The sequence below is a fragment of the Flavobacterium notoginsengisoli genome (assembly GCF_014207905.1).
GTDB lineage: Bacteria > Bacteroidota > Bacteroidia > Flavobacteriales > Flavobacteriaceae > Flavobacterium > Flavobacterium notoginsengisoli_A.
The window spans coordinates 355,160-370,824 of record NZ_JACHLB010000002.1 but is presented as its reverse complement, the minus strand read 5'-3'; the positions used below and the strand labels follow the sequence as shown (position 1 = coordinate 370,824).

General features: G+C 34.2%; 9 protein-coding genes. All 9 read left to right on the top strand.

What is annotated here, in order from left to right; genetic code table 11:
* The first annotated feature begins 4 nt into the window (after window positions 1-4).
* On the top strand, window positions 5-2,371 hold the full coding sequence (locus HNP35_RS08400; RefSeq protein WP_184160289.1) for an FdhF/YdeP family oxidoreductase: 2,367 nt from the start codon (window positions 5-7) through the stop codon (window positions 2,369-2,371).
* A gap of 226 nt (window positions 2,372-2,597) precedes the next feature.
* Window positions 2,598-3,413, top strand: coding sequence for an alpha/beta fold hydrolase (locus tag HNP35_RS08395; RefSeq protein ID WP_184160287.1), 816 nt, complete (start codon window positions 2,598-2,600; stop codon window positions 3,411-3,413).
* A 381-nt stretch (window positions 3,414-3,794) separates the two neighbouring features.
* Window positions 3,795-5,066, top strand: coding sequence for an MFS transporter (locus tag HNP35_RS08390; RefSeq protein WP_184160285.1), 1,272 nt, complete (start codon window positions 3,795-3,797; stop codon window positions 5,064-5,066).
* Window positions 5,067-5,600: 534 nt separating this feature from the next.
* On the top strand, window positions 5,601-6,188 hold the full coding sequence (locus HNP35_RS08385) for an RNA polymerase sigma factor (RefSeq protein ID WP_184160283.1): 588 nt from the start codon (window positions 5,601-5,603) through the stop codon (window positions 6,186-6,188).
* Between the two features lie 206 nt (window positions 6,189-6,394).
* On the top strand, window positions 6,395-7,441 hold the full coding sequence (locus HNP35_RS08380) for a FecR family protein (RefSeq protein WP_184160281.1): 1,047 nt from the start codon (window positions 6,395-6,397) through the stop codon (window positions 7,439-7,441).
* A gap of 244 nt (window positions 7,442-7,685) precedes the next feature.
* Window positions 7,686-10,991 carry a TonB-dependent receptor gene (locus HNP35_RS08375; protein ID WP_184160279.1) on the top strand — a complete coding sequence of 1,102 codons (3,306 nt, stop codon included), beginning with the start codon at window positions 7,686-7,688 and terminating at the stop codon, window positions 10,989-10,991.
* An 11-nt stretch (window positions 10,992-11,002) separates the two neighbouring features.
* Entirely contained in the window at window positions 11,003-12,370 is a 1,368-nt protein-coding gene (locus HNP35_RS08370; protein WP_184160277.1) for a RagB/SusD family nutrient uptake outer membrane protein, read from the top strand.
* A gap of 62 nt (window positions 12,371-12,432) precedes the next feature.
* Complete coding sequence (locus HNP35_RS08365) at window positions 12,433-13,383, top strand: ABC transporter ATP-binding protein (protein ID WP_184160275.1); 951 nt, start codon at window positions 12,433-12,435, stop codon at window positions 13,381-13,383.
* A 15-nt stretch (window positions 13,384-13,398) separates the two neighbouring features.
* Window positions 13,399-15,660 (top strand): Gldg family protein, encoded by a 2,262-nt coding sequence (locus HNP35_RS08360; protein WP_184160273.1) that lies wholly within the window; start codon window positions 13,399-13,401, stop codon window positions 15,658-15,660.
* Window positions 15,661-15,665 lie beyond the last annotated feature (5 nt).

Here is a 15,665-nt window from a genome sequence, read left to right as displayed (position 1 = left end):
TGTAATGAAGAACGATCAGCAACAAAATACAGACGATTTAACCCATAAATTACCTGAGGCAGAAAATCCATACCAGCTTTCTAAACTTAAATTAACTAAAGTTGAAAAATGGGCCGCCGGTGTTCCTGCGGTGATGGCGGCGGTAAGCGATCTTATTGAAGACAAAACAGTTCTTAGAGGCGGGAAAGCTTTGTTTAAGATGAATCAAATGGGTGGTTTTGACTGCTCCAGCTGTGCATGGCCAGATCCTGATGACGATCGGTCTCCTTTGGGTGAATATTGCGAAAACGGAGCAAAAGCTTTAGCCGAAGAAGCTACAACCAAAAAAGTGACAGCGGCTTTCTTTAAAGAAAATTCTGTTTATAGTCTTTCACAATTAGACGATTATCAGATTGGAAAAATGGGAAGATTGACGGAACCGATGTATTTGCCTGTTGGTGGAACGCATTATCAGCCCATTAGCTGGAATGATGCTTTTGCAAAAATTGCTTCTCATTTAAATGCACTCGAATCTCCAAATGAAGCTGCTTTTTATACTTCGGGTAGAACCAGTAATGAAGCTTCGTTTCTTTATCAGCTTTTTGCAAAAGAATTTGGAACCAACAATATGCCGGATTGTTCTAATATGTGCCATGAAACTTCCGGAACTGCTTTGAAAACGACAATCGGAATTGGAAAAGGAACGGTTACTTTAGAAGATTTTTACGATACTGATCTGATTATAATAATCGGACAGAATCCGGGAACTAATGCACCCCGAATGCTGAGCGCTTTAGAAAAAGGCAAAAAAAACGGTGCAAAAATCATAGCTGTTAATCCACTGCCTGAAGCTGGTTTAATGGGATTTCATAATCCGCAGGCGATAAAAGGTATAATTGGTTCGGGCGGAAAACTAACAGATCTTTTTCTTCCTATAAAAATAAACGGCGATATGGCTTTGCTGAAAGCTATTGAACTTTTGTTAATTGAAATGGAAAAGAAAAATCCGGGACAAGTTTTTGACCATGAATTCATCAAAGACAAAACAACTGGTTTTGAAAATTTCCAGAAACAATTCGAAAATTTAAATTTAGATCATCTTGCTTTTCTGTCCGGAGTTTCCAAAGATTTAATTATCGAAGCTGCAGAAATGATTGCTTTCAAAAAACGGATTATCATCTGCTGGGGAATGGGACTTACACAGCAGCCAAACGGAGTTGACATGATTAGAGAAATTGTCAATATTTTACTAATCAAAGGCAGTATTGGAAAACCTGGCGCTGGAGTCTGCCCAGTTCGCGGACACAGCAATGTACAGGGAAACCGAACCATGATGATTGATGAGAAACCAACAAATGAACAATTAGATCGTCTACAGGCCTATTTCGGATTTAATCCCCCGCGAGATCACGGTTATGATGTCGTTGGAACTATAAAAGCAATTCATGAAGAGAAAGTAAAAGTTATGTTTTGCATGGGAGGAAATTTTCTGTCGGCAGCGCCAGATACAACTTATACTGCTGAAGCATTTAGAAAACTCAAACTTTTGGTTTGTGTATCTACGAAACTTAACAGAGGTCATTTAATACACGGTAAAGAATCTCTGATACTGCCAACGCTTTCTCGAAGTGATATGGATATCGTAAACAACGAAATACAGATTATCAGTACCGAAAATTCTATGGGCGTTGTACAGTCTTCAAAAGGTGTGCTGCAACCTATATCAGACCAATTTCTAAACGAAACTCAAATTGTCTGCCGTATGGCGATCGCAACACTTGGTGAAAAATCTGTTATTAATTGGCCACTTTATCATGACAGTTACGATGCCGTGAGAGATGCAATCGAAAACTGTATTCCAGGTTTTGAAAATTACAATGTCAGAGTTAGGGAAAAAGGCGGTTTTTACCTCCCAAATGCTCCTCGTGATGGTCAGTTTAAAGCCAAAGAATCGGCTAATCGCGCTTCTTTTACTTTAACAGAAATTCCCGATAATGAATTAGAGGCAGATGAATACATGATGGCCACAACGCGCACACATGATCAGTTTAACACTACTATTTATGGTATGGATGACCGCTATAGAGGAATAAAAAATGAACGACGCGTTATTTTTATGAATCAAAAGGACATTGATAAAGCGGGATTCAAAGCGGGAGACAAAGTAGATTTATTTAATTATAATGACGGCATCGAAAGAATTGCACCTCTATTCCTTATCGTTTCGTATCAGATTCCAGAGCGTAATACGGTAACTTATTTTCCTGAAACAAATGTCTTGGTTTCTGTCAACAATGTCGTGAAAGAAAGTAATATGCCGGCTTCTAAGTACGTGAAAATAAAAGTAAAAAAACACGATCCTGCCATTTACGAAAAGATAAAACGAATGTAATTCTTTTCCATACAAAAATATTTAACGGAAGATTTTTAGAGCATTTATCTCAGATTAAAAAATAAAATTTTTATTACTTAATCTAGGTTAATCGAGTGCTCTTGGCTTCCCCTATAAATTTGTCAAAGAAACCTAAGTCAAAAAAAACAGATAAAAACTTAGAATTTAATGACCATACAAAGAATTAGGATACTCCTAATTTTATTCATCTTAAAACCATAAAAAAATGAGTACAATTACAACCAAAGACGGAACAGAAATTTATTATAACGATTGGGGAAAAGGACAGCCGATTGTTTTTCACCACGGATGGCCTTTATCGTCTGATGATTGGGATGCACAAATGATGTTTTTCTTAAAACAAGGATACAGAGTTATCGCTCATGACAGACGAGGACACGGCCGTTCTGGTCAAAGTTCAGAAGGAAATAATATGGAAACTTACGCACAAGATGTAGCAGAATTAACTGCAGCGCTAAATTTAAAAGATGCCATTCATATTGGACACTCAACTGGCGGAGGTGAAGTAATTCGTTATGCGGCAAAATATGGAAAAGGCCGTGTTGCAAAAGCAATCATTATTAGTGCTGTAACACCAATTATGATACAAAATGAAGCCAATCCGGAAGGTGTTCCATTATCCGTTTTTGATGAAATTAGAGAGGGAACCGGATTTAGCAGAGCACAATACTTTTATGATTTCCCTATTCCATTTTACGGATGGAACCGCGAAGGAAAAACAGTTCAAGAAGGAATTAAACACAATTGGTGGCGTCAGGGAATGATGGGTTCTGTACTTGCTCATTATGAAGGTATTAAAGCTTTTTCTGAATCTGATTTTACAGAAGATCTTAAGAGTTTAGACATACCAGTTTTAGTACTTCACGGTGAAGATGATCAAATTGTTCCTTACAATCAGGCACCTAAAGCTGCTGCACTTTTAAAAAATGGAAAACTAATTTCTTATCCTGGATTTCCACATGGTATGCCTACTACAGAAGCAGAAACTATTAATAAAGATATTTTAGCTTTTATAAAATAATTACGAAAGTTATTTACAATATAAAATTAAGTCCTTTAAAGTTTTAAGGGACTTTTTGCTGTATAAATGCACTTTGAAATTGCTTCCGTTTTTATCACAGAAGTTAAGATTGTCTAAATGTTTTTTTTAATTGCTGAATTTACATTTGCCCTCGCTATCTGCTTCTTTAAAATAACTTCAAACCTTAAATTAAAAGAGAATCGATAAAATATGCTTTCAATCTCTATAGAAAAATTGCGGCACATCAAATTTTAAAAAATTAAAAGTACGAATGCATCTTTACTATTTACAGGTCACACATTACAAACAAATAACATAGAAAACAATTCTTTCCTGTTGAGTTTGAATTCGTATATTCGGCCTTTATTTTGAAAAAAGAGAATGATTGCTAAATTGAATGAAAAAAAATCCTATCCATGGATTGTTGTTGGCTTGCTATGGTTTGTTGCTTTATTGAATTATTTAGACAGACAAATGCTCTCCACCATGAAATCAGCGATGATGGATGATATTCCTGAATTAGCTAAAGCTGAAAATTTTGGTCTTTTGATGGCTATTTTTCTTTGGATATACGCTCTTATGAGTCCTGTTTCTGGAATTATTGCAGATCGGTTTAACCGAAAAAGAATAATCATTGGAAGTCTTTTTATTTGGTCAGGCGTGACTATGGCGATGGGTTATGCCACAACTTTCAATCAGATTTATATTTTGCGTGGTATTATGGGCTTTAGTGAAGCTTTTTACATTCCAGCTGCATTATCTCTAATTGCAGATTACCATCAAGAAAGAACACGCTCTTTTGCAATTGCAATTCATACTACCGGAATTTATTTAGGACAGGCGCTGGGCGGTTTTGGAGCTACTATCTCTAAGCATTTTTCTTGGCATTTTAGCTTTCACTCCGTAGGTTTACTCGGTGTAGTTTATAGTTTACTTCTTATGTTTTTTTTAAAGGAAAAGAAAACCTACTTTTTTGATCCTTCAAAAAAGTCATCTGTCAACTATGAATTCAAGCAAATGTTTAAAGGATTGGGAATATTATTTGGTAATATCTCCTTTTGGGTTTTACTCTTTTATTTTGCTGCGCCAAGTTTACCGGGTTGGGCGGCTAAAAACTGGTTACCAACCTTATTCACTGAAACGTTACATTTAGACATGTCTCTCGCGGGACCAATTGCAACGATAACTATTTCAATGTCTTCTTTTTTTGGTGTTTTAATTGGCGGTGCCATTTCAGACAGATGGGTGATGAAACATCTTAAAGGACGCATTTATACCAGTGCTATTGGATTATTTCTTACCATTCCTGCATTGTTTTTATTTGGTTACTGCTGCAGTATAGAGGCTATTATTTTTGGCGCTATCCTTTTCGGACTTGGATTTGGAATATACGACACGAATAATATGCCAATTCTTTGCCAGTTTGTTGCGCCTCGCTACAGGGCTACTGGATATGGAATTATGAATTTTGTAGGTATTTCGGCTGGAGCCGTTATAACCGAGTTTTTAGGAAAGGCCGCAGATAATGGCGGAATGAGAAATGTTTTTGTACTACTATTATTTGTAGTGGTTACTGCCATCATTTTACAACTCGTGAGCCTACATCCAAAAACTATAGATATGACTGAGGATAATGAGGTTACAGAGAATTGAGGCCATTGAAGAAAAATAGAAATATATGGGTTTCAGACTTAAAGCTAGAATCCTGCTCTCCTTACAAAAAATGTGGAAAAACCTGTAAATCTTAATATTTACGGGTTTTTCTTTGTTTTGCACTATTTTTAGATTTTTAAACCTGCATTTAAAATCTTCAAATAGCTATTTTATAAAATAATCATTTAAAAACATCTTTTACCTCAAAATTAAATACTGATAATTTTCTGACGAAAAAATAGTAGTTTGAAGAACGGCAATTTTATGTCTTTTATAAAAATACTTTAAAAAAAGATGAAATTTCAATTCTATTCTGATCAATTTCTAATAAAAACAAGACTTAACCTACAATATATTAAATATCAAACTAAAGCGCTATTGAATGTTATTCAAAAGAGCATTACTTATTTTTACGATAATTTATTATTTTAATGATATAATGGTAAAACAACATTTTTCGAGGCTTGCTATCGATAAATAATCTTCATTTCAAAAAAAATAGATAATATTGCGGAATTGATTGTTACCAAAAACATGGCTCAAAATTCGAATATTGACGAGAAAAAACTTCTTCTTGAATTATCTCAAGGAAGCGAGCTTGCGTTTACCAATATCTACAATCGATATAAAAATAATGTGTACGCTACTGCTTTACGAATCACAAAATCAAAAATTCAAGCAGAAGAAGCTGTTCAAGATGTCTTTTTGAAAATATGGCAGAATCGAGAAAATATAGCTGAAGTAATTGATTTCGAGAATTATCTCTTTATAATATCCCGTAATCATTTATTCAATTCGATTAAAAAAATTGCCAAAGAAACTAGTCAGATAACTGAAATAGATAGAAAAGAAGCTGGCTTTATAGATACTGACATTACTATTAAAGACGAGCAATACAATACTATTTTAAATCAAATTGTAGAGCAACTTCCTCCTCAACAGCAAAAAGTCTATCAAATGGCTAAAAGAGACGGACTAAGTCATCAAAAAATTGGTGAAGATCTAGGCATCTCTACAGAAACAGTAAAAAAACACATGGCTCAGGCTTTGAAGTTTATACGTCTTAAAATTTCTCCTTACATGAATATGTTCATGTCGCTTCTACTTTTTTTCAAACTTTAGCATAAAGGTTTTTCTTTCAAAAAAAGCATAATCCGCTTTTTTTACGTTTTTTTTACATTTTTTTTACTTTCAACTACTCCCTCCCCTTTTTTAAATGGTCTTTATATAAAAGGAACATACTTAATGTGCGTTGTCCCCCAAAAAAGAAAGAAAAAAAACTCCAAACTATCATTTACAAACAAGTACTAATTTAATTAACGAAACAAATGCAGCAAAAAAAGTTCGAAGAGTTATTTGAAGGCTATTTGCAGAATAATCTATCTGATGCAGAAAAAGAGCAAATGATGAGCATTATTCAGCAGGGCGAACATGATAATTTTCTTAAAGAAAAAATTCATGAAATGCTGAAAAGTGATTATGTTACAGATGTAATGGATAAAAAACAGAGTGATGATATTTTAAATTACATTTTGTCTAAACCGCAAAACGAACCTAAGGTTTTAGATTTAAATCCGAAGCGAAGAAGAAAAGTAATTTTTCAATCACTTTTTGTAGCAGCCAGCATTGCTTTACTAATTGCTTTAGGAAATACATTATTCTTTAAACAAAAAGCGATTCCAACCATTACACCAGAAACTCCGGCAGTTGTAGCGCAAAATACCTTAATTGACTTTAGCGGAAAACAATTGGTTCATCTTCCTGATGGAAGCACGGTTCTTCTAAATGATAATAGTACCCTAAAGTACGATCAGAATGCTTTTAACTCTAAAACTCGCGAAGTAACATTGACGGGTGAAGCTTTTTTTGACATTAAGCATAATCAGGAAAAACCTTTTATCGTGCACACGGGTAAAATTCAAACTAAAGTTTTAGGGACTGCTTTTAATATTAATGCTAAAAATTCATCGAACAACATTGAAGTTACTGTTGCTCGCGGTAAAGTTCAGGTTGGAGATACCGAAAAAATATATGGTGTAATTACTCCTAATCAGCAGATTAAAGTTAACAAAAGCACTTTAAGCTTTGAACAAAATAATGTTAGCGCTGCCATTGTAACCGAGTGGAAAAGCAATTACCTGATTCTAGATGATTTGAATATGGCTGAAGCTGCTTCTCTAATAGCTCAAAAATACAAAGTGCAGATTTTAATCTCGAATGATAAAATTAAGAATTGTCGAATCACAGCTAGTTTCTTAAATGAAGAAGATTTAGATCATGTCTTGAAAGTAATAAGCAGTGTTATCGAAACTGAATATCATTACAACAAAGCTGGAGCCGTTATTTTGGACGGAAAAGGCTGTGAGAAAGAGTAAAGAAGCTTACTAACCTCCTACTTAGAAAGCTTAGAAAATAAATATTAACCTTAAAACAGAGAACAAATTAACCAAAACCAAAAGTAAAAAAGCCATCTAGCTCCTACACCAGATGGCCAAGATTTTTAACAATTAATCCAGTAACCATTAAAAAACAAGCAAATTTATGAAATTACGCTGTAAAACAACCATGTTTGGCAGTGAAAAGAATTCGTCTTTTTTTCATTTGTCAAAAAAAACCATTATGATTATGCGAATCAGTTTATTCCACATTTTCTTGCTAACCTGCGGTACTCATATGATTTTCGCTACCGAAATGAGTGGCCAGAATTTAGAGTCGATATCTGTTGACATTGAACTGCATAATCAGGATATTAAAACGCTTTTTAAAACTATAGAAAACAGAACAGGATTATTGTTTGCCTATCAGCCGCAGATCATAAAAGATTTTCCAAAAGTTACTACTCAAAGAGGAAGAAGAAGTGTTAGTGAAATTTTGAATTCTGTATTTCAAGGAACTAATCTGGTCTACAAACAAGTTGACAAAAATGTAGTAATCTATAAAAAAGAAGTTGCCAAAACTGCTGAAAAAACAGAGAGTGAAAAAGATGTCAATTTTATGCTTAACGGAAAAGTGCTAGATGAAAACGGACAGCCTCTTCCAGGAGTTTCTATTGCAGTTGCAGGAAGCAATAAACAAGGAATTACCGATTTTGATGGACAGTTTTTTATCGAACTTCCAAAAGGAAAACATGTCTTGAAAATATCTTATATAGGATATAAAACTCAAGAAGTTACCGTTGAAAATCAGACTACAATTACCATTAAAATGCAGCCCGATCTAGCAAAATTAGATGAAGTTGTAATTATCGGATATGGAACCACAACTCGAAGAACTTCAACTGGATCTGTAGTTAAAATTACTGCTGAAGATATTGAAAAACAACCTATAACTAATATTTTACAAAGTTTACAAGGAAGAACTCCCGGTGTATTTGTAACGCAAACTTCTGGATATGCAGGAAGTAACATGAATATTAGCATTCGAGGAACAAATTCAATTGCTGGAGACAATCTTCCGTTATATGTAATTGACGGTGTTCCTTACATTGGCGACGATATTAAAGAACAAGTTCAATCTGATCGAGTGATTAGAGGTGCTCAAAAATCAACAAGTCCATTGAATGTTATTAATCCGAATGATATTCAAAGTATTGAAATCCTTAAAGATGCAGATGCAACTGCGATTTATGGATCAAGAGGAGCAAATGGTGTTGTTCTTATTACGACAAAAAAAGGAGAAGCAGGGAAAACAGAATTTACTGTAACTACAAATTCTGGAGTTTCTGATGTGGCACATATGATAAAAACTTTAGATACTCCAACTTATCTAAATATGCTTCGCACAGCACTAACCAATGCTAATGCACAGCCAAGTAATTTCAGTACAGGAATTGCTCTAACAGCTTTCGATCAAAATGCATATACAGACTGGCAGAAAAAATTAATTGGAGGTACAGCCGATTTCACCAATTTTTCTGCAAGCTTAAAAGGAGGTAATGAGAATACTAATTTCTTATTAAGCAGTGCGTATCATAAAGAAACGACTGTTTTACCTGGAGATTTCGGATACAATAAATTTTCTACTAATTTTAATGTAAACCATTATACTTTAGATAAAAAACTGAAAATAGGAGCTTCGGTTATTTTTTCTGCAGACGATAACAAACTGCCTTTTTACGATATTACAACTTATGCTGTAAATACTGCACCAAATCACACCATTTATAATGCAGACGGATCATATTATTGGTCACCTACTTATTTTAGTGATGTAAATCCGTTAGGAGCCTTAAACAGAAGAGTTGAGGATAAAGGTAATAATTTAATTACAAGTTTCAGTATCAACTACGAAATTGCAAAAGGATTATCTTTTAAAACTGATTTAGGATACGGAAGAGCTCAAATGACATCTGAACAATTTTTGCCTGCGTCGGGGATGAACTATGCATATTATACAGCAAATAATATTACGCTAAATACCTCAAGAAGTTATACAGTTTCTATCAATAATACCAACAATTTCAGTATTGATCCACAATTAAATTATAGCACTTCTTTATGGAAAGGAAACCTTACTGCTTTGGTTGGTGGTTCTTGGCAAAATAGAAAATCGCGCATGCCATCTTACGTAAGTACTTCAGGTTATAGTTCAGATAATCTTGTTGGAATTACAGGAACTGCAGCAACAGCAACAATTTACAATGGCTCTTCAGAATATAAATATGCTTCTCTTTTTAGCAGATTGAATTATAATATTCTAAACAAATATATTCTTAATGTCAATTTCAGAAGAGATGGTTCTTCTCGTTTTGGAGCTAATAACCGTTATGGTAATTTTGGTTCTGTAGGTGGAGCTTGGGTTTTCTCAGAAGAAAATTTCCTTAAAGATAACGGCATATTGAGTTTTGGTAAACTTCGCTCAAGTTACGGAGAAGTTGGTAGTGATGCCATCGGTGATTACGGATATGCAAACACGTACTCAACTGCAACTTATGGTGTTGGAAACTCTTCTATGGCCGCAACAAGAATTGCTAATCCAAATTTCCAATGGGAAGTTACTAAGAAATTTGAAGTTGCATTGGATTTGAGTTTTCTTAATGACAGAATCTCATTTACGTCAGCTTATTACAGAAATGTTTCAGGAAATCAGTTAGTAAGCGCAACGTTAAGTCCGCAAGCTGGATTTACTTCTTATCAAGCAAATTTAAATGCTGAAGTTGAAAATAAAGGTTGGGAATTTACATTGGCTACAACCAATATTCACACTAAAAACTTGAATTGGACTACTTCTTTCAACATTTCGACAAACTCAAACAAATTATTGTCTTTCCCAGGCATAGAAACCTCTAGCTACTACTCTACTTATGTAGTTGGAAATGCTTTAAGTGGCAGGTATCTATATAATTTTACTGGAGTAAATGCAAGTGGTATAGCACAGTTTGAAGATGTAAATGGAGATGGAAGAATCTCAACTGGATTTGCCCAAACGGGTCTTGGTGATAGAAAATATTATGGCGCTACTTACCCGAAATATTATGGCGGAATTTCAAACTCAATTTCATACAAAAATTTTGCTCTTGACTTTTTATTCCAATTTGTAAAACAAGATGGAAGAAGTCTTCTTTCTTCAATTGCAGTACAACCAGGTTATCCTTACGGACTTGCAAATTATCAGGTTGATGAATACAATGATTATATAGCACAAGGAAATGTATTGAGCGCTAATTATCAGTCTAGTTTCGCAAATTATGCTGGATCTACAGCTACTATTGTTGATGCTTCTTATATTAAATTAAAAAATGTAAGTGCAACTTATAATATTCCGTTAGATCAAAAGACTCAAAAATTTATACAAAATATACGTCTTTCACTTCAGGGACAAAACCTAGTCACTTTTACTAAATACAAAGGATTTGATCCGGAAACCCAAGGTTTAAATTTACCTCCGTTACGCACCATAACTTTAGGAACACAGTTTACATTTTAAATCTAAAAGACATGAAAAATACATCGATTAAATACACCTCTATATTTTCGTTTTTCCTTTTAATTGGATTTACGAGCTGTGAAGAAATGCTTGACGTTAATCTTCCAAGTAATGAATTATCTTCTGTTACTATTTACGCTTCCGATCCAACCGCAGAAGCTGCTGTAAATGGTATATACCAAAGTATGGTTGCTAGTACATATTACGGATCATTGCATTATGTTCTTGGAGAAACTTCAGACGAACTTATTCTTAAAACACAGCTAACAAACGTTTATACGACTAACGAAATTCCAGAAACTGACGGTACAACAGGTACTATGTGGACAGAGCTTTATAAAACAATTTATAATGCTAATAGTGTTATAGAAGGAATTAGCGGAAGCAAAACGCTTACGTCTACCAAAACTCCTCGTTGGATTGCAGAAGCCAAGTTTTTAAGAGCTTATTGCTACTTTTATCTAACAAACATTTGGGGCGATGTGCCTTTGGTTCTTACAACAAATGTTGATCAGTCTGCTTTAGCGCCGAGAACAACTCAAGCGGAAGTTTACAATCAGATTTTACTTGATTTGACAGCTGCCGAAGCCGACCTTCCAGTAAATTATTCTAATTACAATTCACAAAGAATTAGAGCTACAAAATGGGCCGCAGACGCACTATTAGCAAGAGTAAATCTTTATTTAGGGAAATGGAGCGAAGCTTCTGCATACGCAACTTCTGTAATCAATCAAACTGCTACTTACAAAATGATTACAGGATTGACATCAGCAAATAGTCCATTTATTGCCGATAATACTGAGGCAATTCTTCAAATTCCTTATTTTACAACTGCATATACTTACGAAGGCGCGGCATTGTATACAACTGCAGGAACTTATATGCTAAGAAAAGGAAATACAATGTTTGAAACTGGTGATGCTAGAAAAACAAATTGGACTATCAGTGTGGTTGCCTCAGACGGTTCTACTTTTTTAGCGCCAAGAAAATATAAAAACTCTTATGTAGCAACTCCTGTTGAGCGCTCTACAGTTTTAAGATTAGCTGAACTTTATTTAATTAGAGCGGAAGCAAAACTAAAATTAAACGATATAACTGGTGCGCAGCAAGACATCAATGTAATTCGCAACAGAGCATTATTATCTTCAACTACATTAACCGATCCAACGCAATTGGCAGCTTTAATTTCGCTAGAAAGAGAACGCGAATTATTTGGAGAATTTGGCCACAGATGGTTCGATCTTAAAAGAAGCGGTACAATAGATCAAGTTCTTGGAGCTACAGCTGGAAAAATCTGGTCTTCTACAGACAGTCTTTTCCCTATTCCAGACACGGCTATTCGTTCTAATCCCTTCTTAACCCAAAATTCAGGATACTAAACATTAAAAGTAACGCAGGAATGATTGTGTAAAAATACATTCCTGCGATTTTAAAAAACACTATGGAAACAACTACAATTGTAAGAGTTGAGGACTTGTCGCATCAATATAGTAAGGATTGGGCAATTCAAAATATCAATTTCGAAATTAAAGAAAATAGGATTTTAGGCCTTTTAGGATCTAACGGAGCCGGAAAATCGACAACTATGAATATTCTTTGTGGCGTTTTAAATCAAACCAAAGGAAATATTTTTATTGATGGAATTAACTTGAAAGAAAACCCTGTTGAAGCCAAAAAACTAATTGGTTTTTTACCACAAACGCCACCGCTTCATTTGGATTTAACGGTTGATGAATATCTGATTCATTGTGCGCAACTAAGATTAGTGCCAAAAGAAAACCTTAGAAATGCTGTCGAAAAAGCAAAAGAAAAATGTGGTATTTCGCATTTCAGCCATCGTTTGATTAAAAATTTATCGGGAGGTTACAGACAACGTGTGGGCATTGCGCAGGCCATTATTCACGAACCAAAATTGGTAGTTCTAGATGAACCAACAAACGGATTGGACCCAAACCAGATTTTAGAAGTTCGAAATTTAATTAAGAAAATCGCACAAGATAAGGCAGTCATTTTTTCTTCACACATTCTTTCTGAAGTTCAGGCAACTTGCCAGGATATCAAAATGATTGAAAATGGTCACATGGTTTTTTCTGATACGCTAGACGCTTTCAACAATTATATCGAAGCAGATAAATTAACGGCAAGTTTTGAAAATCCGCCAGCAGTTGAGGCTTTTAAAGAAATTTCAGAAATCACAGAAGCAGTTTATCTAACTCCTAAAAAAGTACAGATTACTTTCAGCGGAACACAGGAAGTTGCTGAAAAAATCGTCTCAATAAGCGTTCAGAAAAATTGGAAACTTCGTGAAATTCAATTTGAAAAAGTTTCATTAGACGAAATCTTTGCACAATTATCTAAAAAAGCCCCATCTAAAAACGCTATCCTTTCTTAAATAAAAAATATACAAATGAAAACAATATATAGAATTGCTAAAACAGAACTCAACACGATGTTCTACTCGCCTGTTGCTTGGGTTGTTTTAGTAATATTTTCAATCCAGTCAAGCTGGAAATTTTTCAATACCATCGAACGTTTCGAAAAAGCACAGAAAATTGGACAAAGTATGGACAATTTATCACAGGTTGTTTTTTCTGGTTTTAGCGGATTATATACTGAAATGCAGAGTTATCTTTATCTATATGTTCCGCTTTTAACAATGGGATTAGTAAGCCGTGAAATTAATAGCGGTTCGATCAAATTGTTACTTTCTTCACCAATTAGAATTAAAGATATTGTATTAGGTAAATATTTAGCTATTGCCGCTTATTGCCTTTTATTCATTGCGATTTTAGGCTTGCAAGTTGCTATTGCTTATTTCTCAATAGACAATTTAGACCTTAAGTTTGCTATTTCTGGTTTAATTGGTTTGTATTTGTTGGTTTGTACTTACGCCGCAATCGGACTTTTTATGTCGTGTCTGACTTCTTATCAAGTTGTTGCCGCTATTAGTACTTTGGTTGTTTTGGCTGGTTTAAATTTTATTGGAAAACTTTGGCAAGATGTCGAAATCGTAAAAGATATTACCTATTTCCTTTCAATTGCTGGACGTGCAGACGAAATGCTTGAAGGTTTAATTATCAGCAAAGATGTATTTTATTTTGTTTTAGTAAGCAGTCTTTTTATTGTACTGAGTATCTACAAATTACAAACTGGAAGAGATGCGCAAACTGTATCAAAAAGAGTTTTAAAATATACTCTTTTAATTACTATAGTTTTATCTCTTGGATATATTACATCGAGAGCGCCACTTACATTATATCATGATATGACGCGCACGAAAGACAAAACACTTACCAAAACCAGTTTAAACATTGTTGAAAAAATTGATGGTCCAATTAAATTAACTACTTACGTAAATTTATTAGACATTAATTATTTCATGGTTTTACCAGCTTCCCAAAACTCAGATATTGCAAGTTTTGAAAAATATACCCGTTTTTTGCCTCAAATGGAAATGGAATATGTGTATTACTATGATAAATCGAACAACGAAGCTTTATATGCTCAGAATCCTGGATTGAATGACAAACAATTGGCTGAGAAATTGATCGAAACGCAGAATATGAAACTGAAAAAGTTATATTCTCCTGCAGAAATGAAAAAAATCGTCGATTTAGGACCAGAACAAAACCGTGTTGTAAGAACAGTTGAATACAAAGGGAAAAAAACTTTCTTAAGATTTTTTGATGATTTATTTAAAGTTCCATTAGAAAAAGAAATTTCAGCTTCGTTAAAACGTTTAGTTGTTTCGCCTCCAAAAATTGTTTTCGCAACCGGAAATATGGAAAGAAGTGTTGACAAAAACGGAGACAAAAATTACAAAACTGGTTTTAATGAAGTTTCTTTCAGATATTCTTTTATCAATCAAGGTTTTGATGTTTCTTCTGTTGATATTAATGCACAGGATATTCCAGCCGAAACGACTATTTTAATCATTGCAGATCCTAAAACGCAATTAAGCCAAGGCGCTGTTGATCGTATTACAAAATATATCGATCAGGGAAAAAATTTAATGCTTTTGGCAGAACCTGAAACAAATTCGGCTCTAGCTGCAATTACAGATAAATTGGGCGTGAGTTTTACCAAACAGACTTTAGTTCAGGAAAGCGAAACTAATTCGCCAGATTTCTTAGTAACCGAACTTCAAAAAAATGTCGATTCAACTATCATCAAATTCAGTAAAATCAATAACCCAATTCCGCTTTTAGGAAGCAGTGGAATTACAGCGACAAAAGATGCAGGATTTAAAATTACGCCTCTTTTAAAAACTAATAATCAGCCGGCGTGGGAATCTCAGGCAGGAATTACTTCTATTCCAGAAGAGTTAAAAAAACAGCCTTCTTCAAAAGAAATCCCGTTGGTAACTGCTTTAACTAGAAACATCAATGGCAAAACACAAAAAATAATTATTGCTGGAGATGCCGATTTTATGGGCAATGCCGAATTAAGCCGTGGAGGATCTGGAACTTTCCAATTTGTAACCGATATTTTCAGCTGGTTTAGTAATTCTGAATTCCCAATAGATACAACACGTCCAGAGCATACCGATAATAAAATTACAATAAATGCTAATCAGGTTTTCATCAACAAAATTGTATTTATTGGTTTGTTTCCGTTATTGATAATCTTAAGCGGTGCTTTTATACTTATTAGAAGAAATAGAAGATAAAATTC